The sequence below is a fragment of the Streptomyces sp. NBC_01717 genome, assembly GCF_036248255.1.
Taxonomy (GTDB): Bacteria; Actinomycetota; Actinomycetes; order Streptomycetales; family Streptomycetaceae; genus Streptomyces.
The window spans coordinates 881,602-908,107 of sequence record NZ_CP109178.1 but is presented as its reverse complement, the minus strand read 5'-3'; the positions used below and the strand labels follow the sequence as shown (position 1 = coordinate 908,107).

Sequence of the window (26,506 nt, the reverse complement as noted above, 5' to 3'; positions counted from 1 at the left end):
TGACGAGGTGTCCGCGTTCGAAGCGGGCTGCGCTGCGGACGAGGCGGTGAGATGGGGGTGCACTCGCCGCTCGCCTGCGAGTCTGCGCCAACTCGACCGGCGTGAACACCATGGCCAGGCCGGCCACTCTGTCGGCCGCACCCTTGCCGTCCGCCTCCCCGGTGCCTCAATCTTCAAGAAACCGCAATGGTCTAGGCCAACTCATTGACGTGCCTGCGTCAACCCTCGATTCTGGCGGCACCTTCTCCCAACAGGAGTCCCCATGAAGCGTCTTCGCGCTCTGCTCTGTGGTGCTGCCACCGCCGCGCTGGCCACCGCAGGACTCGGTGCATTCGCAGCGCAGCAGGCCTCGGGTGCGTCCACCGACGCCACCGCGCTGAGTAACCGGTGGTACGCCGCCGCGCCCTATCTGATGCCGCACGACAACAACCCGCCGGACGCGGGCGCCATCATGGACGCCACCGGCCTCAAGGCGTTCCAGCTCGCCTTCATCCTCGCTCCCAACGGGGGCGGATGCAGCCCGACGTGGGACGGTACGTCGCCGGTATCGTCGGACACCGCGGTGGCATCCGTCATCGGCGCGATCCGCGCCAAGGGCGGTGACGTGTCGGTCTCCATCGGCGGGTACGGGGGTACGAAACTCGGCCAGACCTGCTCCGACGCGGCGTCCACCGCGGCCGCCTACCAACAGGTCATCACCAAGTACCAGCTGAAGGCCATCGACTTCGACCTGGAGGAGCCGGAGTACGAGAACGCGACCGCCATCGCCCACGAGATCGGCGCAGCCAAGATTCTCCAGCAGAACAACCCGGGCCTCTATGTCTCGGTCACCACCGCGGGAACTGCCGACGGCACCGGCTGGTTCGGCAAGCAAATGCTCAACGAGGCCAAGTCGCAAGGCTTCACGCCGAACAACTTCTCCATCATGCCCTTCGACGGTGGGTTCAACGGGTCGGCCGCACAGACGAGCGCCCTGACGAACTTCAACTCCATCCTGCAGTCCACCTTCGGCTGGGACGCGGCGACTGCGTACGCGCACGAAGGCTTCTCCGGCATGAACGGCCGCAGCGACACCGGGGAGTACTTCAGCCAGGCCGACTTCCAGACCGTGCTGGACTACGCCACCAGCCACCACATGGACCGCTTCACCTTCTGGTCCCTCAACCGCGACCGCCAGTGCAATCCGCCCGACAACAACGGCCAGACCTCCGGCACGTGCAGCAGCGTGGCCCAGTCGGACTGGGACTTCGCGAAGTACTCGGTGAAGTTCGCCGGAGTCACCCCGCCTACGACCACCCCTCCGACCACGCCCCCTCCGGGCGGCAGTTGCACCGCGGCCGCATGGAGCAGCAGCGCCGTCTACACGGCCGACAACACCGTCTCGTACGGGGGCCACATGTGGAAGGCCAAGTGGTGGACACAGAACGAGACGCCCGGCACCACGGGCGAATGGGGAGTCTGGCAGGACCTCGGCGCCTGCTGAACTGACATCCGTCCGGCCCGGACCGGCGCACGCGCGCCGGTCAGGGCCGACCGCCGGGCCGCGAGGACGGCCCACCCGTCCGGACGCTCGCCTCGGGCGGGCCGGCACGGGCGCGCCTATGGTCGTCGTATGAGGCCCTCCGGGTGGCCGTGAGTAATTGTCAAGACTTGTGGATGGCCGCTCGGCGGTTGTCCCGATGGCGGAGGACGTGACCGCCGCGATCTGACGGGCTGTGACTCGTTTTTCGCCGCTGCAGCGGCTGCCCCTGCGGTGATCGAAATTGGATCGTCTGCGGCTCGTGGACAGCCGTAGGGTGCGGCAATGGACTGGAACGCCTGGCATGGCAAGTACGACGTAGCGGACTCCTGGATGGCACGGAGGCTGCGGACCGTTCAATCGCAGACCCGGGCTGCCCTGGACGATGCCCCGGCCGGGCCGCTGAAGGTGATCAGCTTGTGCGCCGGGGACGGTCGTGACCTCCTCCACGTCCTGTCCGATCATCCGCGCCGCCACGAGGTGCGGGCGCGGCTTGTCGAGTTGGACGCCCGCAACACCGCCGCGGCTTCGGAGACGGCCCGCCTGGCAAAGCTGGACCAGGTCGAGGTAGCGACGGGCGACGCCTCCCTCATCGACCAGTACCGGGACATGACCCCCGCGGACCTCGTTCTGGCCTGCGGTGTCTTCGGAAACATCACCGACAGCGACATCGAGGGCACCATCGGTGCCTGCAATCAGTTGTGCAAGACCGGTGGCACCGTCATCTGGACCCGCAACCGTGCCGCCCCCGACCGAGTGCCCATGATCTGCGATTGGTTCGGCGAGCAGGGTTTCGAACTGCAGTGGCTATCTGAACCGGGTGCTGGCTATGGGGTCGGTGTGCACCGGTTCACCGGCACGCCTCGACCCCTGCACACCGGCACCCGGCTGTTCGAGTTCGTGGGCTACGACGTGCTCCGTCGGCGCGAGACTGCACAATCCGGCTGACCTCTGTCGTGGCAGCCCCACTCCTGTCTGAGTAATTGCCCTATCCCGGCCAGCCGCCACAAGATCAAGAAGCGCCCCGCGAACGTTCGACCAGGACGCCGCTCTCGAACCGGGCGCCCGTGCGAACCAGGGGCACGAGGGGGGTGCCGGTGATCGCCCGCCAGCGGGCCTGTGCGGACTCGACGAGTTTGAACACCATCGCGAGGGCTGCGGCGGGGCTGCCGGCGCCGCGGGTGACCTTGGCGCGGAGTTTGACGGTGGAGAAGGTCGACTCGATGGGGTTCGTGGTCCGCAGACACCTCACGATGCCAACGCGTCAAGCTGCGGCGGCGAGTTCGGTGGGGAACGCTGTGTTCTCGTCGAACAGCTTGCGGTGGTGGAGACAGTGATAGAGCTGTCCGATCATGCGGTTGGAGAGGTTCCTCTGGGCGGCCGCATGCCAGTCTCCGTGCTCGCGGCGTCGTCGGTAGTGGGTGTTGGCCCCGGCGGATGCCCGCGGTGATGCGCCAGGACGACGAGTACACGGGGTACATCGAGGACCTGGAGCGCGAACACCGCGACCTGGACCGGTTGCTGGACACGGCAGATCTCGTGGACAGGGACGACCGCCAAAGGTTCCTCGATGCCGTGGACGAACTGCACCGCCACATCGCCAAGGAGGAGGACGGGCTGTTCCCCGCCTCGCTCACCACACTGGCCGGCGACGACTGGGATCGCGCGATGGCCGCCTGGCGCGAGGCACACCCAGACGTCCGGACGCCATGACCGGCCTCCACCGCATCACGGAGGACACCCCCGTCGCTCACCGCTCCGGGCCGGCCTCGGTCAGCTCGGGCTCCAGACCCTCGGTCACCTCGCTGCGACGACGGCCGGAGTCGGCGCGCCAGGCTTCGAAGGCCCAGCCGGTCGACGCCACCACGGCGAGACCCAGGAGCCAGCCGCCGACCACATCGCTGAACCAGTGGACGCCGAGCGCGACCCGGGTGAATCCGACGCCCAGCACCGAGAGCACCGCCACGCTCCAGCAAAGGGCCCGCCGGCCACGGGGCACCAGCGGCAGCAGTACGAGCAGCAGGATGGCGAACGAGGTGGTGGCGGTCATCGCGTGACCGGAGGGGAAGGAGAAGCCCGGTGCCTGGGCCACCAGGTCCGCCAAGGAGGGCCTGGCCCGCTCGACCACCGTTTTGACCAGCAGACCTATCAGTCCCCCGGCCGCCGCCGTCACGCCGGACCAGGCGGCCAGCCGCCAGGCGCGGCGGTAGAGCAGCCAGGCCGTCAACAGCGCGACCACGCAGCGCAGCGTCACAGGGTCCCAGACCCAGTCGGACAGGAAGCGGAGGGTGCTCGTCCACGCAGGGTGTTCGAGCCCGGTGCTGTGCAGCCGCCGCGCCGCACGCGCGTCCATGGCGAGCAACGGGCGCCAACTGCCCTCGACGAGGACCAGAAGAAGCCCGAAGAGCACCGATGAGAGCGCGGCGACGGCTGCGGCGCCGAGCAGGCGGACACCGTATCTGCGGTCAGCTGCCCGGGCACGGCGCTCCCGAAGCCGCAGGGCAGTGGCTCGCACGACCATTCATGCTCCCGGATCGGGTTGGACAGGACCGGGCCGCAAGGCGCGGGCGGCCTCCAACTGCGCGGCGAAGGACAGTCCGAGAAAGAGAGCGATGGAAGTCAGATAGGCCCAGAGCAGCAGCGACATGAAGGCGCTCAGCGGGCCGTAGACCGTGTCGAACGACCCGCTGACCGAGAGATAGAGGCTGAGCAACCAGGTCAGCGCCGTCCACAGCACCAGGTAGAGGGCTGCCCCGAACGCCAGCCACGTGTAGCCGGGTTGCCTGCGACGCGGGGAGCGACGGAAGATCGCGCTCGCGGAGATGAGTGCGAGCAGCAGCCCGCACGGCCATCTCAGCAGATCCCAGGAGTTCCTGGCTCCGTCGCCGAGACCGTAGACCGTCACGGCAGCCGCGGCGAGGTCGCCGCCGACCACCATGAGGATGAACCCGATGCCCAGGGGTATCCCGGCAACCAGCGCCATCACCAGGCCCCGGAAGTACTTCTGATGGAAGGGGCGGTCGCGCTCGACCCCGTAGATCCGGTTGGCACCGCGTTCGATCTGACACATCGCCGTCGTGACGTTCACCAGCGAGAAGGCCAGGCCGAACCAGAGAGTGAGCTGAGAACCCTCCCCGGCCCGCTCCCGGCTCCGATCGAGCGCGTCATCCACGACCTCGGCACTCGGGCCCGCGGTGATGCGGTGAATCGTCAGTTCCGCCAGCCTCCCCACGTTCTCCGTGTGAAGTGAGGCGGACAGCCCGACGAAGGCGATGACGAGCGGAATCACAGCGAGAACGGTCTGCAGGGCGAGTGCGCGGGCGTGACTGAAGCCGTCGGCGTAACGGAAGCGGACGAAGGAATCCCGCACCAGTGGCCAGCGACCGTAGCGGCGCAGCGATGCCAGTGCCTCGTCGGCGGAGAGCTCGTCGCCTGCCATGTCGCGGGTCTGCGGAACCCGGGTCGCGGTGCCCATTCACTCACCCCCCGACGGCAGAAGCACGGTCAGGACACCCGGCCTGACCTCAGCGATGAGCAGTCGGCCCGGCCGCACCGGATCGCCGTCGATCTCGCGCGGCTGCACCGAGGCGAAGCGGAGTTCGGCGCGGCGGAAGGTGAAGTACTCCACCGTGGTGCCGGTGCCGGTGCCGGTGCTGTCGGCGGGCGGGAAGCTGTCCGACGCGATGAGCAACGGGTTGGTGAGGGCCTCCGTGCGTAGGTGCTCGAGCCCCTCGTTGACATTGTCCGCACTGCTCAGCGGCCATATCCCATGGGCGGGGCCGGTGACCAGGAGCCCGAATCCCACCATCAGCGCGGCCTGGCAGACGGTCAGCACGCCGATCCGGACGGCGGCCCGGCCGCCGCCCCTGGTCACAGCGGGGGACCCGCCGGGCCGAGAGGCGGCATGGGGCTCCGTGGTCCGTTCGACCGGTCTTTCCGACAGGGCTGTAGGCATGCGGCTCCCGGTGTTCGGCGTCACGCAGCGGCAGTGGCCGTGCCAAGCTCATCAGCGGGTTCGGCTCCCGCATCCGCGACCAGCGTGCGTATGGCCCGGCACGGGATGCCGGGCCATACGCGCACCGCGGGTCGGGGGAGGCCACGCGGTGTGGTGGGGTCAGTGCTTGAAGGCGTCCTTCGCCTTCTCCTTGGCCATACGGGCGTCGCCCTTGGTCTGGTCGATGCGTCCTTCGGCGGTGAGTCGCTCGTTGCCTACGGTGCGGCCGGCGGCTTCCTTGATCTTGCCCTTGGCCTGCTCGGTCTTGGCCTGGGTCTTCTCATTGGCAGCCATGATCACTCACACCTTGCTGTGGTCGACTTCAGGAACAACCACCGCCTAACCCGCAATGCTTCCTGCAAACCCGCCGCTCGCAATCAACCCTCGTTCCCGGAACGCCCGACGCCCTGCCCGGGCGCCCCTTTTCCGCGTCTGGAAGAACCCAGCTTCTTCGCCGAGTACGACACCAGCAGGTTCTTCGTCTACTGGTGGTACAGCTGGAACATTGGCTCCGACGTGCGGAAACGGCGGTGAGGGGCAAGTCCGGCGGCGCGTTGGTCCGGGAATGGCCCGGATCCTGGTTTGACGCGCGCCGTTGCGGTGGGCACGGCAAGCAGCAGGGGCAGCGTGCCGGTCACAACCATCCGCTGCGCTGTGCCTGCAAGGCCATCTGGAAGCGGTTCGCGGCGCCCAGCTGGGCCATCAGGATCTGCAGGCGGCGGAAGAGTGTGCGGCGGCTGACTCCCAGCTCGCGGGCGATGATGTCGTCGCTCGCGCCGCCCGCGAGGAGCCACAGCAGGCGGCGGTCGGCGGCCGGCAGGCCTCCTGGGCGAGTGGTGCGGCCATGGAACGGCAGGGCGTTCTGCCAGGACTGCTCGAAGAGTGCCATGAGTGCGGAGAGCAGGCCGCATGGCTGCACGACCAGCATGGTGTTGTGTACGTCCGCCTCTTTGATGGACAACGACACGAGTGCGTACGCCTCGTCGATGATCACGAGTTTGACCGGCACCGACGGCAGCACCCTGGCCTGTTCGCCGGCCTTGATGCACGGTTCGATGACCTCTTTCAGGTGACCCGGGTGCTCCAGCGACTCCCGCGAGTACACGACACGCTGCGTCACACCGCGGGCGAGCGTGGCCAGCGCGTCGGCCGTGGCGTCGGCCAAGGGGAAGTACGGCGGTGACTCGAACTGCCGGATCTGATCGCGGGCGCTTGCCCATGCGTGACGAATTCTGGGGCCGATGGCGTCGCCGGTGACGACCTCGACGAGATTGTCGTTGTACGCGGCGAGCCGCTGTCGCCGGAACGACTCGAACGCGCCCCCGACGGTGATGCGAGACTCCTCGACCTCGGCCGCACGGTGCCGGGCGAGGATCTCCAGGCCTGCGGTCGGCGGCACCGGGGCCACCACGTCCCCACCCTCCTCGGCGGCACTGGCGAGACCGGCGTCGACCAGTGCGCCGTATGCCGTGGCCAGTTCCGGACCGTCCAGGTCGGCCGCGGCCGCGATCGCACTCAGCGGAGCGGGGGCCAGCTCAAGCAGTGCCAGATAGACCTGACCCGCCGCGTGACCGATGCCCAGAAGCCGAAGGGCCTCGCCGAGTTTCGCGTTCGTCATACGTCGCATTATCGACGGTCCGGCCGGAGCCTGTGGCCGATCTGTGCCAGTGGCACTTTTCAGCACCGAGCACGCGCGGTACGGGATACCGTCCGGGAGCCGCCGACGACCGGCGGCGGCGAGGGAGCACGAGCCGCACCGGGAGCACGCCTGTCCGTACGGCTCACTCTGCCCAGCGCCGCTTGGGAACCCATCCAGAAGAAGGTGTATGCCGTGGCGAAAGGCCGAAAGAACGGTCTCTACTCAGGGATCTCCGAGGAACTGTCCGCTCTGATGCGGACGGGGTGGGCGGACACCGAGCGGCACGACCTGCGGCTCGGTGAGCAGGCTCCGTACGCAGCCCGTCGCCGCGCCTCGCTCTCCGCGCGCTTTCCGGGCGAACGCCTCGTGATTCCCTCGGGGAACCTCAAGGCTCGTTCGAACGACGACAGCTACCCGTTCCGGCCGTACTCGGGTTACGTGCACATGGCCGGAGACCAAGCACGGGACGGCGCTCTCGTCCTCGAACCCCGAGTGGACGGCGGCCATGACGCCTACTGCTACCAGCTGCCGCGGGACAGCAGGGACAACGACGAGTTCTGGACCGGCGCCACGGCGGAGCTGTGGATGGGCCGGCGCCGCTCTCTCGCCGAGTCGGAGCTCGTGCTCGGTCTGCCCTGCCGTGACGTCCGCACGGCGGCCGGCGACCTGGCCGCCGCCTCCGGTGCGCCGACCCGGATCGTCCGGGGCCTCGACCCGTCCCTCGAGGCCGCCGTCACCACGGATGAAGAGCGCGACGCCGAACTGGAAGAGGCGCTCAGCGATCTCCGCCTCGTCAAGGACGACTGGGAGATCGCCGAGCTCCGCAAGGCCGTGGACTCCACGGTGCGCGGATTCACCGATGTGATCGGGGAGCTCTCCGGGGCGATCGCGTCGTCCGAGCGGTGGATCGAGGGCACGTTCTTCCGCCGTGCACGCCTCGAGGGCAATGCCGTCGGCTACGGCTCGATCTGCGCCGCGGGCGAGCACGCCACGATCATGCACTGGACGGACAACGACGGTCCGGTGCGCCCGGGGGACCTGCTCCTGCTCGACGCCGGCGTGGAGACACACACGCTCTACACCGCCGACGTCACGCGCACGCTGCCGATCAGTGGCACTTTCACGCCTCTGCAGCGCAAGGTCTATGACGCGGTGTACGCGGCACAGGAAGCCGGCATGGCAGCCGTCAAGCCGGGCGCCGCGTACCGCGACTTCCACGAGGCGTCCCAGCGATACCTGGCGGCCCAGCTGGTCGAGTGGGGCTTCATCGTGGGCCCGGCCGACCGCGCGTACGAACTCGGCCTTCAGCGCCGCTTCACCATGGCGGGCACCGGTCACATGCTCGGTCTGGACGTGCATGACTGCGCGCAGGCCCGGAACGAGGAGTACGTCGACGGCGTGCTGGAACCGGGCATGGTCCTCACCGTCGAGCCCGGCCTGTACTTCCAGCCGGACGATCTCACCGTGCCCGAGGAGTGGCGCGGCATCGGCGTCCGCATCGAGGACGACCTGGTCGTCACCGACGACGGTCACGAGAACCTGTCAGCGGGCCTGCCCCGGTCGGCGGACGATGTCGAGGCGTGGATGGCCGAGTTCGCGGGTTGAGCGCGTCGAGGACGGGGCCTGGTGCTGGATCCGCCGGATCGAATGGGTGCCGAGTCTGCGTGCCCCCGTGCGTTGTCAGATGACCCGAACGAGCAGCAGGCCCTGGACCTGTTCGACGCCTTCGGCTCCAAGGAGAAGACGCTGCACGCCAATCTGGGCGAGCACACCGGCGTCCCGCAGTTCGCGGGGGAAGCCGCGGCCCAGTTCTTCACCCGGCATCTGAGCCGGCCCCCGACCACCCCCGCCGTCAGGCCAGCAGCAGACGGTAGGCGGTGTCGGTCAGGATGCCGCTCATCGAGGACAGGTCCTGGCCCTCCTCGATGGCGGTAGCCGGTAGCCGGTAGACGCACGACCGCCCCGATCGCGGGGCGGTACCGGCCATCGGTGGTACCGGCCGGTCGGGGCGGCGCGAGGGCGTGGACGCCTGGGTTCGGTGTCAAACGCTTCGATTGGATGACAGGGCGACTGGCTTCATTGTTGTAGGGTCTCGCGGTTGGTGTCGGAGACCACTCTCGTGACCTGCTTCTTCTTCCGTTTCCTCACGGCATGTCGGACATCGGAGCCTCAGCTTCGTGTCGCTTCCTCGGCGGTCTGTCTTGATCGGAGCGGACCGCCGAGCTTGTGACCTGGGCTGTCGCGCAACTTCCGAGTCAACAGCGCGCAGGTCTCCCAACTGTGCGGTTGTCAGGTGGTTTGGGGACGAGCGCGGTGGCGGGTCGGAAGTGCGGGCACGCGTCGACGCCGTCGGCGAGGGCCTGGACGCGGACTGCCGGAGCGGAACTCGCGTGGACAAGCTTCCGGGTGTGTGACCCGCTCGATCGCGCCGTGCGGGCGATGCGTTTTCCCGGCCGGTCGGGCGGGTGAATCAGCGTAGTCCGGCGAAGAGATCGTTCTCGGGTATGGGCGCGCCGGTGGCGTCCTGGACACGTACGAAGGTCTCCATGCCCATCAACTCGCCGAACCTCTCCGTGCCCATCTTGAGGAAGAAGATGTTCTCGCCCTGACTGGCGTGCGCGGCCAGCGCGTCGAACTTCTGACCGCTGAACGCGGTGGTGTCCACCCACGTGGTGATCTCATCGTCGGGGAGGCCGATCTCGGCCATCGCGGCGGCCTCGGCAGGATCCGGCTCCGGCATGTCCTCATGAAACTCGCGCATGATCTCGCCGAACCGCTGCATCATCGAGCGGGGCATCGTGGTCCAGTACACCTTCGGTGTCAGCGCGGTCATCTCCAGCGCCGCCATCGTGATGCGGTGGGCCTGGATGTGGTCGGGGTGGCCGTAGAAGCCGTTCTCGTCGTAGGTGACGACCACATCGGGTCGGTAGTGCCGCATGAGTTCCGCGAGTCGGGCCGCGCCTTCCTGCACGGGGGTCTGCCAGAAGGATCCGGGGGCGTCGTTGCTCGGCCAACCCGTCATCCCGGAGTCGGCATAGTCCAGCATCTCCAGATCGCTGACCTTCAGGACGTCACAGCTCGCCTCAAGTTCTTGACGGCGCATCAAGGCGACCGCCGCCGGATCGTGCCCGGGATCGCCCGGCTTGGCACCCCCCGGTCCGTCACCGCAACCGCCGTCGGTACACGTCACGAGAACCGTGCGGATGCCTTCCGCCGCGTACCGCGCGAGGACCCCTCCGGTTCCGGTCGCCTCGTCGTCGGGGTGGGCGTGTACTGCCATGAGCGTCAAGGGTCGGTCAGTCATGAAACAGTCCTCCTGCAGAAATACGTCTTGGTCCGAGTGCGCGGTGGGCGTACCGCGACCCAGGGGCCCGGATCCTGGTAGGGCGGACGACCTTGTGGTCTCCGTGTTCCCCGCCCGTGCGGCGCCGGTCCCTCGGTCGATGCAACCGTGCCGACCGGAGTGGCTGTTCCCGCTGCGGCCTTCCAGGCGTCGGCGTTTCAACGCGAACGAGGTACAAGCGCGACCTGCTGTGCCGTCCGATTCGAGTTGGCAGCCGGTGGGGCGCTGACCCTGTGAGGTTGCCAGGTGGTTTGAGATTGACGCCGGGCGCTGTCCTCAGACGAGTTGGTTCTCGTGGAAGGGGGGCGCGCTGCGGGCCGCCTCTCCGGAACGCCGGATACTCATTCGGTCGCATGTCAGTGACGGCATGCAGAATGCGTCCATGAGTCACGACTACCGGCCCGGTGACGTGCTGTTGCTGGAGTGCCCGTTCACTGAGACCGCCGTCACCGGGGTCACCCATTACTACGTGTCCGTGCGGTGGCCGTGGTTGGAAGTGGACCCGCAGGCCGAGAACATCAGGTGGAACGGTCAGAGGGCGCTTCCAACGCCCGCGGCCCGCGAGTGGGAGATCTTCCGAACGGAACCGGCGGAGACCGCACTGAAGCCGGGCGATACCTGCCTGGTGGGAATCCCCGCGACCGTGGTGCACGTCCAGGCGGTCCATCGCTTCGATCCGCCCCTGGTCACCGGCATGCTGCCGCGGCCCGCGTCCTACGTCGAGGTCCTGCGGCACGGTGATACCCATGACCCTGACCTTGAGGACCAGGGCTACACGATCGATCCAGCCGGCGGTGAACCGATACGCATCGAGCTGTTCTTCCGTCCGTACGCCTTCCTCGAACCGGGTGATGAGGTTGCCGACCGGAACGGGCGCGCCTGGCGGTTCGATGCGGCCTGGGACTGGCGCCCCTTCGACGGTGGGCAGTCGGGCACTCCGGCCTGGCCGCTGGCGCTGCTCTCCCGCCACGGTGAGCCGACACCGCAGGAGGCCGTAGCGGTCGCCCGGGCGACGGCGGTCGGCAGCCACGCGGACGAACTGGATCGGTGGAGCAGACTCACTCTCGCGCGACCAGCCGCCCGTCAGCAGTAGCCTCGCGGGACCGAACAAGGTGGGAGTAAGGAAGCTTCGGTCTGGACAGTGGTCTGTTTCTCTATTCGAGAAGCAGACCCGCGGGGCCTTCCACTGCCGGACCGCAGCCGTCGGGAAGTCCCTCGACCACGAACACGACGGCCTCCTCAGGGGTTTGAGCGTAGCGATCCGGAATGTCTCGACCTTTGTGGGCGGGCCGCGCCCTCCAGCCTCCTCCCAGCTGAGGAACGAGCCTGGGGACGTCGTAGGACCATGGGGTGTGAGTGCAGCGGCTGAACTGCAGACTCCCGTGGCTGATCAAGGGAAAGAGGCTCCGCAGCAGCGGGTTCGCGTACGCCGCTTCGACGATGTCGTGGTCGATCAGCCGATCCGGAGCGTTTCGTACGAGCTGCCATTTGAAGGCAACAGCCTCACCTCGCTCGTGAGCCAAGGTGAGCTCGTCAATCTTGAGGAACGGCCACCTGGTGCGCAGTTCGGCGACTGAGGTTCCTACCTGCCATGCGTGTGCGATGTTGACGACGGTCTGCAGCTCGGTGGTTCGGCCGCTGGCCGCTTCTCCGACCCCGGTCCACCACATCCGGATGCCAAAGGCTCGCTCCTGTTGGCCGAGTGTCACGTCGAAGGAGCCGCGCGACGCGTGCACGCTCGCGACGATGAGTCGCCAGCTGTCTGTCGCAGACTCCGGGCCCCTGACGGTGCCGAGATCGACATGCATGTCGGCGGCGGCATGGCGAAGGGCTGCCACCCAGCTGCCGTTGGCTGCGGCTACTTCCGGATAGAGCAATGGATCGGGCTGGATAGCAGGTGGGGGGCCTGTCGGGTGCGGGGCGTCCATGCCGGTGATTGTTGCGGGTCGCGCGCGGTGCCACCAGTGGCGTCTGCGGCCTCGCCAAGCGTTCGATCGGGATGTCAGCATCGCCCGCCCGCCCGCCCGCCCGCCCGCCCGCCCGCCCGACGAGGTCGTGGTCAGTGTGCGCCCGCCCATCGTGTTCGCCAATGCCGCCGACACCGAGCGGGTGAAGTTACGTAGCCTGCTGCGGGGCCCTGGGCGCTGCACGGTGCGGGCGGTGATGGTGCTGCTGTCTCTGCAGGGCCTGTCACCCGCTCAGGTCTCCGGGCTGCTGGAGTACGACGCCGCCACGGTGCGTCGGTGGATCGGCCGTTTCAACACGACAACCCGACCAGTGGTGGTGAGGGCAACGGCACCGAGATCATCACGTACGAGGCCACTGTGGCCCGCGTGGGCCGCTGAACGTTCCGGTTCCACCGGTTGTATCGTCGTCGGGGGCGCGTGGACGGCCCGTAGCTGCCGTTCTCGGCAGCCGGCAGGTCGAGTAGGGCCTGACGTCGCGCAGTTCGCCTCGTGATGTGTCGGCCGTGAAGATGCGCCTGACCTCGATCCTCATGTCACCGGCGGGGCGGACCGGTTCGCCCCGCCCCGCCTCTTTCAGCGCAGCTCCACCCGGAACGCCAACGGAGTCGTCCCGGTGTGCTGATGGAAGAACTTCGAGAAGTTGGCCGCGTCGGGAAAGCCCACGGAGGCGCCGATCCGGCCGATCGGCATATCCGTGTGGGCCAGTAGGCGCTTGGCCTCGAGGACGACGCGCTTGTCGATGAAGCCCTTGGGGGTGTTGCCGGTGGCCGCCCCCACCGCGCGGACGAGGGTGCGTCGGGAGTAGCCGAGGGCGTCCGCGTACGCGCTGACGCTGTGGTTGGTGGCGAAGCCCTTCTCGACCGCGTCCCGGAAGCGGCTGAAGGTGGTGTCGGTCTGCTCGAGTGCCGTCTTGGCGGAGATCGCCGTGAGGTGGGCCAGGCGGAGCAGGAACGCGGTCAGGGAGTGCCGGAGCACTGCGGTGTGGAGGCTGAGGGGCAGTGTGGTCGTGTCGACGTACTCGCGCTCCAGTTGGGCGAGGGAGTGCTCGAGGGCGGCCAGCTGGTTCGCGTCCGGGCGCAGGAGCGGGGGCTGGTCATAGCGGTACAGGCCCGTCGCCTCGACAGTTGCCCGGGGCAGGAAGCCGGGCTGCATGGTCAGGACGGTACCGCGGTACCCGGCCGTGGGGGAGAAGCGGTGCACCTGGCCTGGGCGGATCCATAGGAGATCGCCGGCGGAGGCCTCGTACTCGGCGAAGTCGATCATGTGCCTGATGGGGCCGCCGTGGAACAGCATCACCACGTGGAAGTCGACGCGGTGCACGCGCTCCAACGGCGCGTCCGCATGCCAGGGCCGACCGGGTTCCATGGATTCGACCTGCATACCTACGCCGCAGACGCTCAGGTTCGTGGGGAAGGGAAAGGTCTTGATCTCTCCACTTCCTTGGGTCGTTCTGTCCGTCATGTCCTTCTCGCGTCGGCTCGGTCCCGCACTCGTTGTCCCACTTTCACCAAAGGCTGACACAAGGGCACCTGGCCCGGCAAAAGTCATACTTTTAGGTTTGAACGCATCAGAGCAGTTGACCGGTTCCTATCGAGGACTTCTTGAAGATGAGCACGCAGACACCCGACAGCTTCCCTGACGGTTTCGAGTGGACCGAACTCGACCGGCGTGCCGTCGACACCGCCCGCCTTCTGGCGGCCGATGCCGTACAGCAGGTCGGAAACGGCCACCCGGGCACCGCGATGAGTCTGGCGCCGGCCGCGTACACCCTCTTTCAGAAGGTGATGCGGCACGACCCGGCCGACCCGGAGTGGACCGGCCGAGACCGTTTCGTTCTCTCCCCGGGCCACACCTCGCTGACCCTGTACACCCAGCTCTTCCTCTCCGGGTACGAGCTGGAGCTGGACGATCTGAAGGCGTTCCGGACGCACGGTTCGAAGACGCCCGGTCACCCTGAGTACGGGCACACGGCAGGTGTCGAGACGACCACCGGCCCGCTCGGCCAGGGTGTCGCGAACGCCGTGGGCATGGCGATGGCGGCTCGCTACGAGCGCGGCCTGTTCGATCCCGAGGCGCCGGAGGGCGAGTCACCCTTCGACCACACCATCTGGGCGATCGTCTCGGACGGCGACCTGGAGGAGGGCATCTCCGCCGAGGCCTCGTCCCTCGCGGGCCACCAGAAGCTCGGCAACCTCGTCTTCGTCTACGACGACAACCACATCTCCATCGAGGGCGACACGGCCACCGCCTTCTCCGAGGACGTCCTGAAGCGGTACGAGGCGTACGGCTGGCACGTCCAGCGGATCGAGCCCTCGGCCGACGGCGACATCGATGTCCGAGCGCTGTACGAGGCGCTGACCGCCGCCCGCGCCGAGACCGGGCGCCCCTCGATCATCGCGATGCGCACGATCATCGCTTGGCCTGCCCCGAACGCGCAGAACACCGAGGCCTCGCACGGATCGGCGCTCGGCGCCGAGGAGATCGCGGCTACCAAGCGGGTCCTGGGCTTCGACCCGGAGCAGTCCTTCCAGGTGGAGCCCGAGGTACTGTCCCACGCCCGCGGGGCCCTCGACCGAGGCGTCGAGGCGCACGCGGCCTGGGACAAGCAGGTCGCCGAGTGGCGCACCGCCGACCCCGAGCACGCCAAGCTGTTCGACCGCGTCGTCACGGGTCGGCTGCCCGATGGCTGGGAGGCCGCTCTGCCGCAGTTCGAGGCGGGCACATCCGTCGCGACCCGTGCCGCGTCCGGCAAGGTGCTGCAGGCGCTCGGCAGTGTGATCCCCGAGCTGTGGGGCGGTTCCGCCGACCTCGCCGGCTCGAACAACACCACGATCGACAGGACCAGCTCCTTCCTGCCGAAGGGCAACCCGCTTCCGGAGGCCGACCCGTACGGCCGCACGGTCCACTTCGGCATCCGCGAGCACTCGATGGCCGCCGAGATGAACGGCATCGCGCTGCACGGCAACACCCGCGTCTACGGCGGCACCTTCCTGGTGTTCTCCGACTACATGCGCAACGCCGTGCGTCTGTCCGCGCTGATGGAGCTGCCGGTCACGTACGTCTGGACGCACGACTCCATCGGTCTCGGCGAGGACGGCCCGACCCACCAGCCGGTCGAGCACCTGGCCTCGTTGCGCGCCATCCCCGGACTCAACATCGTCCGCCCCGCCGATGCCAACGAGACTTGTATCGCCTGGGCAGAGATCCTCAGGCGGCATGCCACGAACCCTGCGCCGCACGGCCTCGCGCTGACCCGCCAGGGTGTGCCGACATACGAGGCGAACCCCGAGGCGGTGAAGGGGGGTTACATCCTGCGCGACTCCTCCGCCGAGACCCCTGATGTCATCCTCATCGCCACCGGCTCCGAGGTGCAGCTCGCCGTCGCGGCGCGTGAGCAGCTCGAGGCCGAGGGGGTCGGTACGCGTGTCGTGTCGATGCCGTCCGTCGAGTGGTTCGAGGAGCAGTCCGCGGAGTACCGCGCGAGTGTGCTTCCGGCGTCCGTGAAGGCCCGTGTGGCGGTCGAGGCAGGGATCGGCCTGACCTGGCACCGGTACGTCGGTGACGCCGGACGCATCGTCTCCCTGGAGCACTTCGGCGCCTCCGCCGACGCCAAGACCCTGTTCGCCGAGTACGGCTTCACCGCCGAGAACGTCGCCTCCGCCGCGCGGGAATCTCTTGCCGCCGCGCGTGGTTGATCAGGCCGCCAGAAAGAAGAGAGTCACTGTGAGCAACACCGCCGAACCCCTCAAGTCCCTCGCTCAGGAAGGCGTTTCCATCTGGCTGGACGATCTGTCCCGCAAGCGGATCGCATCCGGCAACCTCGCCGAACTCATCGAGCGGAAGCACGTGGTGGGCGTCACCACCAACCCTTCCATCTTCCAGGCCGCCATCGGCTCCGGTGAGGGGTACGAGGAGCAGCTGGCCGACCTCGCCGTGCGCGGCGTCACGGTCGACGAGGCCGTCCGCATGATGACCACCGCCGACGTCCGCGCGGCCGCCGACATCCTGCGGCCCGTGTACGACGCGACCCGCGGCCGCGACGGCCGGGTCTCCATCGAGGTCGACCCGCGCCTCGCGCACGACACCGCGGCGACCGTCGCCGAGGCCAAGCAGCTCGGATGGCTGGTCGACCGCCCGAACGTGATGATCAAGATCCCGGCGACGAAGGCCGGCCTCCCGGCGATCACCGAGGTCATCGGCCTCGGTATCAGCGTCAACGTCACCCTGATCTTCTCGCTGGAGCGCTACCGCGAGGTCATGGACGCGTACCTGGCAGGCCTGGAGAAGGCGCAGGCGGCGGGCATCGACCTGTCCACGGTCCATTCGGTCGCCTCGTTCTTCGTCTCCCGCGTCGACAGCGAGATCGACAAGCGCCTTGCGAAGGTCGGCACCGACGAGGCGCTCGCACTCAGGGGCAGGGCCGCGCTCGCCAACGCCCGTCTCGCGTACGAGGCGTACGAGGGCGTCTTCGCCGCCGACCGCTGGACCGCGCTCGCCACCGCGAGCGCCAACAAGCAGCGCCCGCTGTGGGCCTCGACGGGCGTCAAGGACGCCGCGTACAAGGACACCCTGTACGTCGACGAACTTGTCGCACCCGGCACGGTCAACACCATGCCGGAGGCGACCCTCGACGCCACCGCCGACCACGGTGACATCCACGGCGACTCGGTGACCGGCGGCTACGCCCAGGCCCGCGCCGATCTTGGGGCCGTCGAGCGGCTCGGGATCTCCTACGACGAGGTCGTGAAGGAGTTGGAGGACGAGGGCGTGTCGAAGTTCGAGGCGGCCTGGGAAGACCTGCTGCGTGTGGTCGCGACGACGCTGAGCAGCAAGGGAGTTGAGGGGGAATGAGTGAGCGCGAGACGCTTCCCGGTGGTGCCGCGCAGGATGCGCCCGCCGCGGCGAGCGGATCTGGGGACGCGGCCGTGGAACCGGGCGGCGTGACCGCCGGATCGGGTGACGCGGCCGTGGAACCGAGCACCGACGCGGCGGCGGTACCCGGCGACGTGATGGGCGACGGGAGCTCTACCGCCCCGGCCCTCGACTGGAACAACCCGCTCCGTGACCCCCGCGATCGGCGCCTCCCCCGTGTCGCGGGCCCCTCGGGCCTCGTCATCTTCGGTGTCACCGGCGACCTCTCACGCAAGAAGCTGATGCCCGCCGTCTACGACCTCGCGAATCGGGGTCTGCTCCCGCCGGGCTTCTCGCTCCTCGGGTTCGCCCGGCGCGAGTGGGAGGACCAGGACTTCGCGCAGGTGGTGCACGACTCGGTGCGCGAGCACGCCCGCACGGAGTTCCGCGAGGAGGTCTGGCAGCAGCTGGCCGAGGGCATGCGGTTCATCCCGGGCGATTTCGACGACGACCAGGCGTTCAAGCAACTCCGTTCTGCTGTCGACGAGTTGGACGCATCTCGGGGCACCAGTGGCAACTACGCTTTCTACCTCTCGGTACCGCCGAAGTTCTTCCCGAAGGTCGTCCAGCAGCTGAAGAAGCACGGTCTCGCGGACGCGCCGGAAGGTTCCTGGCGGCGTGCGGTCATCGAGAAGCCGTTCGGCCACGACCTGGCCAGTGCGCGCGAGCTGAACGCGATCGTGCACGAGGTGTTCGACCCGGACCAGGTGTTCCGGATCGACCACTACCTCGGCAAGGAGACGGTTCAGAACATCCTGGCGCTGCGCTTCGCCAACCAGATGTACGAGCCCATCTGGAACCGCAGTTACGTCGACCACGTGCAGATCACGATGGCCGAGGACATCGGCATCGGCGGCCGCGCCGGTTACTACGACGGCATCGGCTCGGCCCGTGACGTCATCCAGAACCACCTCCTCCAGCTCATGGCGCTGACCGCCATGGAGGAGCCGGCCGCCTTCGACGCCGAGTCGCTGCTCACCGAAAAGCTGAAGGTCCTCAAGGCCGTGAAGCTGCCGGAGAACCTGGGCGAGCACACCGTGCGCGGGCAGTATGCGGCGAGCTGGCAGGGTGGCGAGAAGGTACGCGGCTATCTGCAGGAGGACGGCATCGACCCCAAGTCGACGACCGACACCTACGCGGCCATCAAGCTGGAGGTCGACAACCGTCGCTGGGCGGGCGTCCCCTTCTACCTGCGCACCGGAAAGCGCCTCGGCCGCCGCGTCACCGAGATCGCGGTCGTCTTCCAGCGCGCGCCCCACTCGCCCTTCGACTCGAACGCCACCGAGGAACTCGGTGCGAACGCGATCGTCATCCGTGTCCAGCCCGACGAGGGCATGACGGTGCGCTTCGGATCGAAGGTGCCGGGTACGTCGATGGAGATTCGGGACGTCACGATGGACTTCGCGTACGGCGATTCCTTCACCGAGTCCAGCCCGGAGGCGTACGAACGCCTCATCCTTGACGTTCTGCTGGGCGACGCCAACCTCTTTCCCCGTCACCAGGAGGTGGAGGAGTCCTGGAAGATTCTCGACCCGATCGAGGGGTACTGGGACGCGCACGGCAAGCCCGCGCCGTACGCGTCGGGCAGCTGGGGTCCCGAAGAAGCCCACGAGATGCTCGCACGAGACGGACGGAGCTGGCGCAGGCCATGAAGATCGATCTGACCGACACCACGGCAAGCAAGATCAACAGGGCGCTCGTGCAGGGGCGCCGAGCCATCGGTAGCCCCGCCATGGGCATGGTCCTGACGATGGTCATCGTGACCGACGAGGAAAACGCGTACGACTCGATCAAGGCGGCCGAGGAGGCGTCGCGCGAGCATCCCTCGCGCACCCTGGTCGTCATCAAGCGCGTCGCACGCACCCCGCGCGACCGCACGAACTCCCGCCTGGACGCGGAGGTGCGGGTCGGCTCGGACGCGGGCACCGGCGAGACGGTCGTCCTGCGCACCTACGGCGAAGTCTCCGACCACGCCGACTCGGTGGTCCTGCCGCTGCTGCTGCCGGACGCGCCGGTCGTCGTCTGGTGGCCGGTGGACGCGCCCGACGTCCCGGCCAAGGATCCGTTGGGCGCTCTGGCACAGCGGCGGATCACCGACATGTACGCCGTCGAGGCCCCGCTCGTCGCCCTGGAGGCCCGCGTCTCCTCGTACGCGCCCGGCGACACCGACCTGGCGTGGACCCGGCTGACGCCGTGGCGCTCGATGCTGGCCGCGGCACTGGACCAGGCCCGTAAGAAGGTTGTGTCGGCCGTTGTGGAGAGTGAGTCCGAGAACCCGAGTGCCGAGCTGCTGGCCCGCTGGCTGGAGGCCCGGCTCGAGGTCCCGGTCGAGCGCGTCGTCACCGCCGGGCCGGTCGTGACGGCCGTCCGGCTCGGAACGGAGAGCGGCGAGATCGTGATCGACCGCCCCGACGGCCCGCTGGCCACGCTTTCCCTGCCGGGCCAGCCCTCGCGCACCCTCGCCCTGAAGGTGCGCAGCACCTCCGAGTTGATTGCCGAAGAGCTGCGCCGCCTCGACGCGGACGAGATGTATGCCGTCGCCCTGCGCGGGGACGGTGCCAAGGAGAACCCCCGTCATGTCTGACACACCCGAGCTCACGCACCGCCCGGAGTGGACGGCCCTTGAGGACCACCGCGCAGAGGAGCTGCGCCACCTGCAGCTGCGTGACCTGTTTGCCACCGACCCCGGTCGCGCGGAGCGCTACACCGTCAGCGTCGGCGACCTGCGCATCGACTACTCCAAACACCTGATCACGAACGAGACCCTCGCGCTGCTCCAGGAACTCGCCACCGCGACCGACGTGTTCGGGCTGCGGGACGCCATGTTCCGCGGCGAAAAGATCAACGTCACCGAGCAGCGTGCCGTCCTGCACACTGCGCTGCGCGCCCCGCGCGACGCCGTCGTCGAGGTCGATGGCGAGGACGTCGTCCCGGCGGTGCACGCTGTGCTCGACAAAATGGCCGACTTCTCCGAGCGCGTCCGCTCGGGCGAGTGGACCGGGCATACCGGAAAGCGGATCCGCAATGTCGTCAACATCGGTATCGGCGGGTCGGACCTCGGACCCGCGATGGCGTACGAGGCACTGCGGGCCTTCACCGACCGCTCGTTGACCGTGCGGTTCGTCTCGAACGTGGACGGCGCCGATCTGCACGAGGCCCTACGGGACCTGGACCCGGCGGAGACGCTGTTCATCGTCGCGTCCAAGACCTTCACGACCATCGAGACGATCACCAACGCCACATCGGCGCGGTCCTGGCTCCTTGCCGGGCTCGACGACGGCGGTGAGAAGGCGGTCGCGAAACACTTCGTGGCGCTGTCGACGAACGCCGAGAAGGTCGCGGACTTCGGTATCGACACCGCCAACATGTTCGAGTTCTGGGACTGGGTCGGCGGTCGCTACTCGTACGACTCCGCTATCGGTCTGTCGCTGATGATCGCCATCGGCCCGGACCGGTTCCACGAGATGCTCGACGGCTTCCACCTCGTCGACGAACACTTCCGCACCGCGCCCGCGGCGGTCAACGCGCCTTTGCTGCTGGGGCTGTTGGGTGTCTGGTACGGATCGTTCCTCGGCGCCCAGTCGCACGCGGTGCTGCCGTACTCGCACTATCTGTCCAAATTTACTGCGTACTTGCAGCAGCTGGACATGGAGTCCAACGGGAAGTCGGTGGACCGGGACGGCAATCCGGTGGAGTGGCAGACCGGTCCGGTGGTCTGGGGCACGCCCGGCACCAACGGGCAGCACGCGTACTACCAGTTGCTCCACCAGGGCACGAAGGTCATCCCGGCCGACCTGATCGGTTTCGTCAACCCGGTCGACGAGCTGGGCCCCGAACTCAAGGATCAGCACGACCTGTTGATGGCCAACCTGTTCGCGCAGGGCCAGGCGCTCGCCTTCGGCAGGACGATTGACGAGGTGCGCGCCGAGGGCGTGCCCGAGGAGCAGGTACCGCACCGCACGTTCCGCGGCAACCACCCCACGACGACGATCCTGGCAGGCGAGTTGACCCCCTCGGTCCTCGGCCAGCTGATCGCGCTGTACGAGCACAAGGTGTTCGTGCAGGGGGCCATCTGGAACATCGACTCCTTCGACCAATGGGGCGTCGAGCTCGGCAAGGTCCTCGCCAAGCGCGTGGAGCCGGCGCTCACCGACGGAGCGGACGCTCCCGGACTCGATCCCTCAACCGCCGCCCTGGTGGCCGCGTACCGCACTTTCCGGAAGAAGTGAAACAGCATGACAACGATGCAATTGGGCCTCGTCGGCCTCGGCAAGATGGGCGGCAACATGCGCGAGCGGATTCGCCGCGCGGGCCACACCGTCATCGGCTACGACCGCAATCCGGACCTCACCGACGTGAGCAGCCTGGCCGAACTGGTCGAGAAGGTCGAAGCCCCGCGTGTGGTGTGGGTGATGGTGCCCGCGGGCGGCCCGACCCAGCACGTCATCGACGAGCTCGGTGACCTCCTGGAAGCCGGCGACACCGTTGTCGACGGCGGCAACTCCCGCTGGACGGACGACGAGAAGCATGCCGAGGAGCTGGCGGCCAAGGGCATCGGCTTCGTCGACGCAGGTGTCTCGGGTGGTGTCTGGGGTCTCCAGAACGGCTACGCGCTGATGGTGGGCGGCGACGCCGAACACATAGCGAAGGTCCAGCCCGTCTTCGACGCGCTCAAGCCCGAGGGCGACGCAGGCTTCGTCCACGCGGGCAAGGTCGGCGCCGGCCACTTCTCCAAGATGGTTCACAACGGCATCGAGTACGCCATGATGCAGGCCTACGCCGAGGGCTGGGAGCTGCTGGAGAAGGTCGACTCCGTCACCGATGTGCGTGAGGTCTTCCGTTCCTGGCAGGAGGGCACGGTCATCCGCTCCTGGCTGCTCGACCTGGCGGTCAACGCGCTGGACGACGACGAGCACCTCGACAAGCTGCGCGGCTTCGCGGCCGACTCGGGTGAGGGCCGGTGGACGGTGGAGGCGGCGATCGACAACGCGGTGCCGCTGCCCGCGATCACCGCGTCGCTCTTCGCGCGTTTCGCCTCGCGGCAGGACGACTCCCCGCAGATGAAGATGATCGCCGCGCTGCGCAACCAGTTCGGCGGCCACGCCGTCGAGTCGGCGAAGTAACCGCCATGGGCGACCTCCTGCTGGTCCGCCACGGCGAAACCGAGTGGAGCCTGTCGGGCCGGCACACCAGTTGGACGGACCTGCCCCTCACCCAGCGTGGCGAAGAGCAGGCCAAATCCCTCGCCCCGCTGCTTGCCGGGCGGACCTTCGCCCTCGCGCTCACCAGCCCACTGGGCCGTGCCGAACGGACAGCGGAACTCGCGGGCCTGTACGACGCCGTACGCGAGCCCGATCTGCACGAGTGGGACTACGGTGCGTACGAAGGTGTGACCACCCTCGAGATACATCGCACTCGGCCCGACTGGTACCTGTGGAACGACGGAGTGCCGCCCGGTCCGGCCGGTCATCCGGGCGAGTCACCGATCGAGGTGGGACAGCGGGCCGACCGCGTGTTGAGCCGCATCGGGACAGCCCTGGACAGCGGTGACGTGGTGCTTGTGGCCCACGCCCACTTCCTGCGGGTGCTCACGGCGCGTCGCCTCGGGCTGCCCGCCGCGGACGGGCGGCTGTTCCAGCTCACGACGGGGACGGTCAGCCGGCTCTCCAACGAACACGGACGACCTGTGATCGCTGAGTGGAACGCCGCGGGAGCTCCTGCGGCCGTCCACTGATTTCTACAGCGCTGCGGAAGCCGAAGAGGTTCCGGCCCGCCCTCGGGGCGGACCGGAACCTCTTCGGCAACGCAGGGAGACGGACCTCATCGGGGTCTCCGCCGGCCGCAGCACCGTGCCACGTTCCGGTCATGCCACTGGGACGCGGAAATTGGCATGACGACGGTGGACGCGGGCGCCTGGCCCGGGGGCGCCTTGCCGCCCTCCGTGCCGACAAGAGTGCCCAGGTCCGGGCCAGGGGAGACGTACGGGCTCTTCCGTCCAGAGCAGCGCGCAGGTCGTGGGGCCGGTGTGCCGGGCGCGACTGCGCCCGACACACCGGTGAGGCTCATCACCACCATCACCCACGGCGATGCCGACCGGGTGCGGTCCTACGAACTGCCGGCCGGGGTGTGGCGACGCGGATGAGCCGGGACCGGGCCGGGACGGGTCAGGCGGCGAAGCCGGCCTTGAGGGCGCCCGCGACCTGGATCACGCGCTCGGCCTGGTGACGGGCGGCGTTGCGGGTCTCGTCGCCGATGGGGTTGTTGCCCTGGGCGTCGACGTGCGAGGTGCCGTAGGGGTTGCCGTCGACGAACTTGACCGGGTCGGTGTAACCGGGGGAGACGACGAGGCCACCGAAGTGGTGGATCGAGTTGTACAGCGCGAGCAGGGTGGACTCCTGGCCGCCGTGGGCGGTGGCGGTGGTGACGAAGCCGCTGTAGACCTTGTCGGCCAGCTTGCCCTGGGCCCACAGGCCACCGAGGGTGTCGATGAACTGCTTGAGCTGCGAGGAGATGTTGCCGAAGCGGGTCGGGGAGCCGAAGATCACGGCGTCGGCCCACTCGACGTCCGCGGGGGTGGCAACCGGGATGCCCGCGCTGGCGGCGGCGTGTGCGGCCCATGCCTCGTTCGAGCTGATGGCGGCCTCGGGAGCGAGTTCGGCGGCCTTCAGGAGACGGACCTCGGCCCCGGCCTTCTCCGCGGCCTGGGAGATCTCCTTGGCGATCTCGGCGCTGAAACCGGTGGACGAGTAGTAGATGACGGCAAGCTTGACGGCTGTGGTCATGTCTTTGTTCTCCATTGAAAAGTGCGTATGGGCAGTGGGCGGACATTGGCCGCCGGCGTCGCCGCGTCGGTGGAGCACGCCCTACATCGTTGAACCATAAATGGATATGGTTTAAGAATCAACTAACTTTTCCTGAACCCATCGTGTGGGCTACCGGCGTCTCGGCGCACGGCGGGGGTGAAGCCGGAATCACTGCTGCGGGATCAGGCGCACGGGATGCTTGCTCATGATGGAGACGCGGTTGAACGCGTTGATGGTGATCGCCACCCAGATCGCTGCGGAGATCTCGTCGTCGGTGAGGGCCTGGCGGGCTTCGTCGTAGGCACTCTCCTGGACGGCGGCGTTTGCGGGTTCGGTGGCCGCCTCCGCCAGGGCGAGTGCCGCGCGCTCCCGTGCCGTGAACAGTTCGGTGTCGCGCCAGGCGGCCAGTACACCCAGACGCTGGGTGGTCTCGCCTGCACGCAGGGCGGCCCGGGTGTGCACGTTGAGGCAGTACGCGCAGCCGTTGACCTGTGACACGCGGAGGTTGATCAGTTCCACGAGCGTGCGGTCCAGCCCCGCGTCGGCGGCGACCGCGCGGACTGCTTCGGCTGTCTCGGTCAGCGCGTGGTACGCCTTCGGGCTCTGCTTGTCGATGAAGACCCGCTTGCTCACGGGGCCTGCTGCCGTGTCACTCAACCTGGACTCCTCACGGGCCGCTCCCGGCCCTCGCCGGCCCTGCCGTGCGCACGGCAGGGCATCCTCGTATCATCGGAAACAATTGTTGAATATAAAATCATCCTTGGGTGAGAGGGGCGTGCGATGAGTAACGTCGAGAGGGAACCCGCCGAGCTCCGCTGCGGAGCCTCGGAGCACGGTGAGCATGTGCCGCGGGTCGAGGTCCTCTCCGCGAGGGACGTCCCGTTGGGCGGTCCGAGGTCGATGACCGTACGGCGCACGCTGCCGCAGCGGGCCCGGACGCTGATCGGGGCCTGGTGTTTCATCGACCACTACGGCCCCGACGACGTTGCCGGCACGGGCGGCATGGACGTCGCGCCCCATCCGCACACCGGTCTGCAGACGGTGAGCTGGCTGTTCAGCGGGGAGATCGAGCACCGGGACAGCCTGGGCAGCCACGCCTTTGTACGGCCCGGTGAGCTGAACCTCATGACGGGTGGGTACGGCATCAGCCACTCGGAAGTTTCCACCGACCGCACCACGATCTTGCACGGCGTCCAGTTGTGGGTGGCGCTTCCCGAAGAACACCGGCACACCGGCCGTGACTTCCAGCATTACGTCCCGAGCTCGGTCCGGGTGGACGGAGCCGAAGTCAGAGTGTTCCTCGGGGCGCTGGCAGGTGACACTGCTCCGGTGCGGACGTTCACGCCCCTGCTCGGTGCCGAACTCATCCTTGAGCCGCACTCGACGACCACGCTCGCCATCGACGCCGGCTTCGAGCACGGCCTTCTCGTCGACCACGGGGAGGTCCGTATCGCCGGAACGCTCCTGCACCCGGCGGAGTTGGGATACGTCGGCACGGGAAGCGACACACTGACGCTGGTGAACGAGACGGATGCCGTCGCGCGGGCAGTCCTGCTCGGCGGGACGCCGTTCGAGGAACAGATCGTCATGTGGTGGAATTTCATCGGTCGGAGCCACGAAGACATCGTCGAAGCCAGGGAAGCGTGGCAGAGCGCATCAGACCGCTTCGGCAAGGTCGACGGTTACGACGGCGACCGTCTTCCCGCTCCGGCCCTTCCCCACGCCACCATCGCACCTCGCAAAAACCCGACGCGTCACTGAAAGGCATGCGATGACCCAGCCCGCCGCCGCTCCGACTGTCCAGCGAGTGGACCCGAAGCACCGTTACGAAATCCTGGTCGACGGCAAAACCGCAGGCCACACCGCGTATCTCGACCGCGACGACCAGCGCGTTTTCTACCACACCAAAATCTACGACGCCTTCGCCGGACAGGGCCTGGCCGCGATGCTCGTACAGCAGGCGTTGAGCGACGTACGCACGTCAGGGAAGCGCATCGTGCCGGTCTGCCCCTACGTCGCGAAGTTCCTCAAGAAGCATGACGAGTTCGCCGACATCACCGACCCGGTGACCCCCGAGGTCCTGCAATGGCTGGACACCGTGCTGCCTCACTGACCACCGGTGCCGCGTCTTCTCGGACGCCATCGTTACGCCCGGACCGGCGGAGCGGGATCTGCGACGATGCCCCACCGGCGGCCCCACGGTCTTGGCCCCACCGGACACACCATCTAGGACAGCGGAGCACCCCGCCGCCAAAACGGTGTGTCTGTCGGGACCGGCTGTGTGAGGCGTGGCCTCTCCTGACCGATCGGGTGCGCGCACTCCGGCAGCC

General features: G+C 68.2%; 24 protein-coding genes and 5 pseudogenes. 16 read left to right on the top strand and 13 right to left on the bottom strand.

Going from position 1 to position 26,506, the window contains the following annotated elements; genetic code table 11:
• The first annotated feature begins 262 nt into the window (after nucleotides 1-262).
• Nucleotides 263-1,483 carry a carbohydrate-binding protein gene (locus tag OHB49_RS04435; RefSeq protein ID WP_329158070.1) on the top strand — a complete coding sequence of 407 codons (1,221 nt, stop codon included), beginning with the start codon at nucleotides 263-265 and terminating at the stop codon, nucleotides 1,481-1,483.
• A 321-nt stretch (nucleotides 1,484-1,804) separates the two neighbouring features.
• Complete coding sequence (locus tag OHB49_RS04430; RefSeq protein ID WP_329158068.1) at nucleotides 1,805-2,467, top strand: class I SAM-dependent methyltransferase; 663 nt, start codon at nucleotides 1,805-1,807, stop codon at nucleotides 2,465-2,467.
• A gap of 64 nt (nucleotides 2,468-2,531) precedes the next feature.
• Here OHB49_RS04430 and OHB49_RS04425 read toward each other — a convergent pair.
• Nucleotides 2,532-2,762: pseudogene (locus tag OHB49_RS04425) on the bottom strand (IS256 family transposase); the annotation flags it as partial.
• Nucleotides 2,763-2,783: 21 nt separating this feature from the next.
• Nucleotides 2,784-2,972: pseudogene (locus tag OHB49_RS04420) on the bottom strand (IS110 family transposase); the annotation flags it as partial.
• On the opposite strand from OHB49_RS04420, the gene OHB49_RS04415 reads away from it, so the two are divergent.
• Complete coding sequence (locus OHB49_RS04415; RefSeq protein ID WP_329158066.1) at nucleotides 2,957-3,232, top strand: hemerythrin domain-containing protein; 276 nt, start codon at nucleotides 2,957-2,959, stop codon at nucleotides 3,230-3,232. The pseudogene OHB49_RS04420 and the gene OHB49_RS04415 overlap by 16 nt on opposite strands.
• Nucleotides 3,233-3,269: 37 nt before the next feature.
• Here the strand turns inward: OHB49_RS04415 and OHB49_RS04410 are convergent, their stop codons facing one another.
• The 5 genes and pseudogenes from OHB49_RS04410 to OHB49_RS04390 all read right to left on the bottom strand — a co-directional run bounded on the left by OHB49_RS04410 (nucleotide 3,270) and on the right by OHB49_RS04390 (nucleotide 7,131).
• Complete coding sequence (locus OHB49_RS04410; protein WP_329158064.1) at nucleotides 3,270-4,040, bottom strand: phosphatase PAP2 family protein; 771 nt, start codon at nucleotides 4,038-4,040, stop codon at nucleotides 3,270-3,272.
• Complete coding sequence (locus OHB49_RS04405) at nucleotides 4,041-4,994, bottom strand: YihY/virulence factor BrkB family protein (protein ID WP_329158062.1); 954 nt, start codon at nucleotides 4,992-4,994, stop codon at nucleotides 4,041-4,043.
• A pseudogene (locus tag OHB49_RS45790) lies at nucleotides 4,995-5,159 on the bottom strand (diacylglycerol kinase family protein); the annotation flags it as partial.
• A gap of 474 nt (nucleotides 5,160-5,633) precedes the next feature.
• Nucleotides 5,634-5,807 carry a CsbD family protein gene (locus OHB49_RS04395; RefSeq protein WP_329158058.1) on the bottom strand — a complete coding sequence of 58 codons (174 nt, stop codon included), beginning with the start codon at nucleotides 5,805-5,807 and terminating at the stop codon, nucleotides 5,634-5,636.
• 340 nt (nucleotides 5,808-6,147) lie between these two features.
• A complete protein-coding gene (locus OHB49_RS04390; protein WP_329158056.1) occupies nucleotides 6,148-7,131 on the bottom strand; it encodes a LuxR family transcriptional regulator in 984 nt (327 codons plus the stop codon).
• A gap of 213 nt (nucleotides 7,132-7,344) precedes the next feature.
• On the opposite strand from OHB49_RS04390, the gene OHB49_RS04385 reads away from it, so the two are divergent.
• A complete protein-coding gene (locus OHB49_RS04385; RefSeq protein WP_329158054.1) occupies nucleotides 7,345-8,757 on the top strand; it encodes an aminopeptidase P family protein in 1,413 nt (470 codons plus the stop codon).
• Nucleotides 8,758-8,850: 93 nt separating this feature from the next.
• Nucleotides 8,851-8,979: pseudogene (locus OHB49_RS04380) on the top strand (alpha/beta hydrolase); the annotation flags it as partial.
• Nucleotides 8,980-9,004: 25 nt separating this feature from the next.
• Here the strand turns inward: OHB49_RS04380 and OHB49_RS04375 are convergent.
• Nucleotides 9,005-9,139 (bottom strand): hypothetical protein, encoded by a 135-nt coding sequence (locus tag OHB49_RS04375; RefSeq protein ID WP_329166824.1) that lies wholly within the window; start codon nucleotides 9,137-9,139, stop codon nucleotides 9,005-9,007.
• Between the two features lie 483 nt (nucleotides 9,140-9,622).
• Complete coding sequence (locus OHB49_RS04370) at nucleotides 9,623-10,456, bottom strand: PIG-L family deacetylase (protein ID WP_329158052.1); 834 nt, start codon at nucleotides 10,454-10,456, stop codon at nucleotides 9,623-9,625.
• Nucleotides 10,457-10,877: 421 nt separating this feature from the next.
• Between OHB49_RS04370 and OHB49_RS04365 the strand changes: the two genes are divergently transcribed.
• A complete protein-coding gene (locus tag OHB49_RS04365; RefSeq protein WP_329158051.1) occupies nucleotides 10,878-11,588 on the top strand; it encodes a hypothetical protein in 711 nt (236 codons plus the stop codon).
• 61 nt (nucleotides 11,589-11,649) lie between these two features.
• Here OHB49_RS04365 and OHB49_RS04360 read toward each other — a convergent pair whose 3' ends face one another.
• Nucleotides 11,650-12,423: a DUF6193 family natural product biosynthesis protein gene (locus OHB49_RS04360; protein WP_329158050.1), complete on the bottom strand. Its 774-nt coding sequence runs from the start codon at nucleotides 12,421-12,423 to the stop codon at nucleotides 11,650-11,652.
• Nucleotides 12,424-12,559: 136 nt separating this feature from the next.
• Here OHB49_RS04360 and OHB49_RS04355 point away from each other — a divergent pair.
• Nucleotides 12,560-12,814, top strand: a pseudogene (locus OHB49_RS04355) (helix-turn-helix domain-containing protein); the annotation flags it as partial.
• Between the two features lie 221 nt (nucleotides 12,815-13,035).
• On the opposite strand, the gene OHB49_RS04350 reads toward OHB49_RS04355, so the two are convergent.
• Entirely contained in the window at nucleotides 13,036-13,923 is an 888-nt protein-coding gene (locus tag OHB49_RS04350; protein ID WP_329158049.1) for a helix-turn-helix domain-containing protein, read from the bottom strand.
• Between the two features lie 146 nt (nucleotides 13,924-14,069).
• Between OHB49_RS04350 and tkt the strand changes: the two genes are divergently transcribed.
• The 7 genes from tkt (at nucleotide 14,070) to OHB49_RS04315 (ending at nucleotide 23,107) form a co-directional block, all read left to right on the top strand.
• The gene (gene tkt / locus OHB49_RS04345; RefSeq protein WP_329158047.1) at nucleotides 14,070-16,157 is read left to right on the top strand and encodes a transketolase; all 2,088 of its coding nucleotides are present in this window, start codon (nucleotides 14,070-14,072) and stop codon (nucleotides 16,155-16,157) included.
• A 28-nt stretch (nucleotides 16,158-16,185) separates the two neighbouring features.
• Nucleotides 16,186-17,313 carry a transaldolase gene (gene tal / locus OHB49_RS04340; RefSeq protein ID WP_443079490.1) on the top strand — a complete coding sequence of 376 codons (1,128 nt, stop codon included), beginning with the start codon at nucleotides 16,186-16,188 and terminating at the stop codon, nucleotides 17,311-17,313.
• Nucleotides 17,314-17,471: 158 nt separating this feature from the next.
• Complete coding sequence (gene zwf / locus OHB49_RS04335; protein WP_329166360.1) at nucleotides 17,472-19,025, top strand: glucose-6-phosphate dehydrogenase; 1,554 nt, start codon at nucleotides 17,472-17,474, stop codon at nucleotides 19,023-19,025.
• Nucleotides 19,022-19,957 (top strand): glucose-6-phosphate dehydrogenase assembly protein OpcA, encoded by a 936-nt coding sequence (gene opcA, locus OHB49_RS04330; RefSeq protein ID WP_329158043.1) that lies wholly within the window; start codon nucleotides 19,022-19,024, stop codon nucleotides 19,955-19,957. The genes zwf and opcA overlap by 4 nt, the downstream gene beginning before the upstream one ends.
• Complete coding sequence (gene pgi, locus OHB49_RS04325; RefSeq protein ID WP_329158040.1) at nucleotides 19,950-21,602, top strand: glucose-6-phosphate isomerase; 1,653 nt, start codon at nucleotides 19,950-19,952, stop codon at nucleotides 21,600-21,602. The genes opcA and pgi overlap by 8 nt, the downstream gene beginning before the upstream one ends.
• A 15-nt stretch (nucleotides 21,603-21,617) precedes the next feature.
• A complete protein-coding gene (gene gnd, locus OHB49_RS04320; protein ID WP_329166359.1) occupies nucleotides 21,618-22,496 on the top strand; it encodes a phosphogluconate dehydrogenase (NAD(+)-dependent, decarboxylating) in 879 nt (292 codons plus the stop codon).
• A gap of 5 nt (nucleotides 22,497-22,501) precedes the next feature.
• The gene (locus OHB49_RS04315) at nucleotides 22,502-23,107 is read left to right on the top strand and encodes a histidine phosphatase family protein (RefSeq protein WP_329158038.1); all 606 of its coding nucleotides are present in this window, start codon (nucleotides 22,502-22,504) and stop codon (nucleotides 23,105-23,107) included.
• Between the two features lie 430 nt (nucleotides 23,108-23,537).
• Here OHB49_RS04315 and wrbA read toward each other — a convergent pair whose 3' ends face one another.
• Together wrbA and OHB49_RS04305 are read right to left on the bottom strand one after the other, a co-directional pair.
• Entirely contained in the window at nucleotides 23,538-24,155 is a 618-nt protein-coding gene (gene wrbA, locus OHB49_RS04310; RefSeq protein ID WP_030980563.1) for an NAD(P)H:quinone oxidoreductase, read from the bottom strand.
• Nucleotides 24,156-24,344: 189 nt separating this feature from the next.
• Nucleotides 24,345-24,833, bottom strand: a complete 489-nt coding sequence (locus OHB49_RS04305; protein ID WP_329158035.1) for a carboxymuconolactone decarboxylase family protein — start codon at nucleotides 24,831-24,833, stop codon at nucleotides 24,345-24,347.
• Between the two features lie 123 nt (nucleotides 24,834-24,956).
• Between OHB49_RS04305 and OHB49_RS04300 the strand changes: the two genes are divergently transcribed.
• Both OHB49_RS04300 and OHB49_RS04295 read left to right on the top strand, forming a co-directional pair.
• Nucleotides 24,957-25,937 (top strand): pirin family protein, encoded by a 981-nt coding sequence (locus OHB49_RS04300; protein ID WP_329158033.1) that lies wholly within the window; start codon nucleotides 24,957-24,959, stop codon nucleotides 25,935-25,937.
• A gap of 10 nt (nucleotides 25,938-25,947) precedes the next feature.
• On the top strand, nucleotides 25,948-26,289 hold the full coding sequence (locus OHB49_RS04295) for a GNAT family N-acetyltransferase (protein ID WP_329158031.1): 342 nt from the start codon (nucleotides 25,948-25,950) through the stop codon (nucleotides 26,287-26,289).
• Nucleotides 26,290-26,506: the final 217 nt, after the last annotated feature.

What these genes read in the sequence shown, in the direction of transcription:
- OHB49_RS04435 (WP_329158070.1), top strand. Translation starts at nt 263, where the DNA reads ATGAAGCGTCTTCGCGCTCTGCTCTGTGGTGCTGCCACCGCCGCGCTG.
- OHB49_RS04430 (WP_329158068.1), top strand. Translation starts at nt 1,805, where the DNA reads ATGGACTGGAACGCCTGGCATGGCAAGTACGACGTAGCGGACTCCTGG.
- OHB49_RS04415 (WP_329158066.1), top strand. Translation starts at nt 2,957, where the DNA reads ATGCCCGCGGTGATGCGCCAGGACGACGAGTACACGGGGTACATCGAG.
- OHB49_RS04410 (WP_329158064.1), bottom strand. Translation starts at nt 4,040, where the DNA reads ATGGTCGTGCGAGCCACTGCCCTGCGGCTTCGGGAGCGCCGTGCCCGG.
- OHB49_RS04405 (WP_329158062.1), bottom strand. Translation starts at nt 4,994, where the DNA reads ATGGGCACCGCGACCCGGGTTCCGCAGACCCGCGACATGGCAGGCGAC.
- OHB49_RS04395 (WP_329158058.1), bottom strand. Translation starts at nt 5,807, where the DNA reads ATGGCTGCCAATGAGAAGACCCAGGCCAAGACCGAGCAGGCCAAGGGC.
- OHB49_RS04390 (WP_329158056.1), bottom strand. Translation starts at nt 7,131, where the DNA reads ATGACGAACGCGAAACTCGGCGAGGCCCTTCGGCTTCTGGGCATCGGT.
- OHB49_RS04375 (WP_329166824.1), bottom strand. Translation starts at nt 9,139, where the DNA reads ATGGCCGGTACCGCCCCGCGATCGGGGCGGTCGTGCGTCTACCGGCTA.
- OHB49_RS04370 (WP_329158052.1), bottom strand. Translation starts at nt 10,456, where the DNA reads ATGACTGACCGACCCTTGACGCTCATGGCAGTACACGCCCACCCCGAC.
- OHB49_RS04365 (WP_329158051.1), top strand. Translation starts at nt 10,878, where the DNA reads ATGAGTCACGACTACCGGCCCGGTGACGTGCTGTTGCTGGAGTGCCCG.
- OHB49_RS04360 (WP_329158050.1), bottom strand. Translation starts at nt 12,423, where the DNA reads ATGGACGCCCCGCACCCGACAGGCCCCCCACCTGCTATCCAGCCCGAT.
- OHB49_RS04350 (WP_329158049.1), bottom strand. Translation starts at nt 13,923, where the DNA reads ATGACGGACAGAACGACCCAAGGAAGTGGAGAGATCAAGACCTTTCCC.
- tkt (WP_329158047.1), top strand. Translation starts at nt 14,070, where the DNA reads ATGAGCACGCAGACACCCGACAGCTTCCCTGACGGTTTCGAGTGGACC.
- zwf (WP_329166360.1), top strand. Translation starts at nt 17,472, where the DNA reads ATGGGCGACGGGAGCTCTACCGCCCCGGCCCTCGACTGGAACAACCCG.
- opcA (WP_329158043.1), top strand. Translation starts at nt 19,022, where the DNA reads ATGAAGATCGATCTGACCGACACCACGGCAAGCAAGATCAACAGGGCG.
- pgi (WP_329158040.1), top strand. Translation starts at nt 19,950, where the DNA reads ATGTCTGACACACCCGAGCTCACGCACCGCCCGGAGTGGACGGCCCTT.
- gnd (WP_329166359.1), top strand. Translation starts at nt 21,618, where the DNA reads ATGCAATTGGGCCTCGTCGGCCTCGGCAAGATGGGCGGCAACATGCGC.
- OHB49_RS04315 (WP_329158038.1), top strand. Translation starts at nt 22,502, where the DNA reads ATGGGCGACCTCCTGCTGGTCCGCCACGGCGAAACCGAGTGGAGCCTG.
- wrbA (WP_030980563.1), bottom strand. Translation starts at nt 24,155, where the DNA reads ATGACCACAGCCGTCAAGCTTGCCGTCATCTACTACTCGTCCACCGGT.
- OHB49_RS04300 (WP_329158033.1), top strand. Translation starts at nt 24,957, where the DNA reads ATGAGTAACGTCGAGAGGGAACCCGCCGAGCTCCGCTGCGGAGCCTCG.
- OHB49_RS04295 (WP_329158031.1), top strand. Translation starts at nt 25,948, where the DNA reads ATGACCCAGCCCGCCGCCGCTCCGACTGTCCAGCGAGTGGACCCGAAG.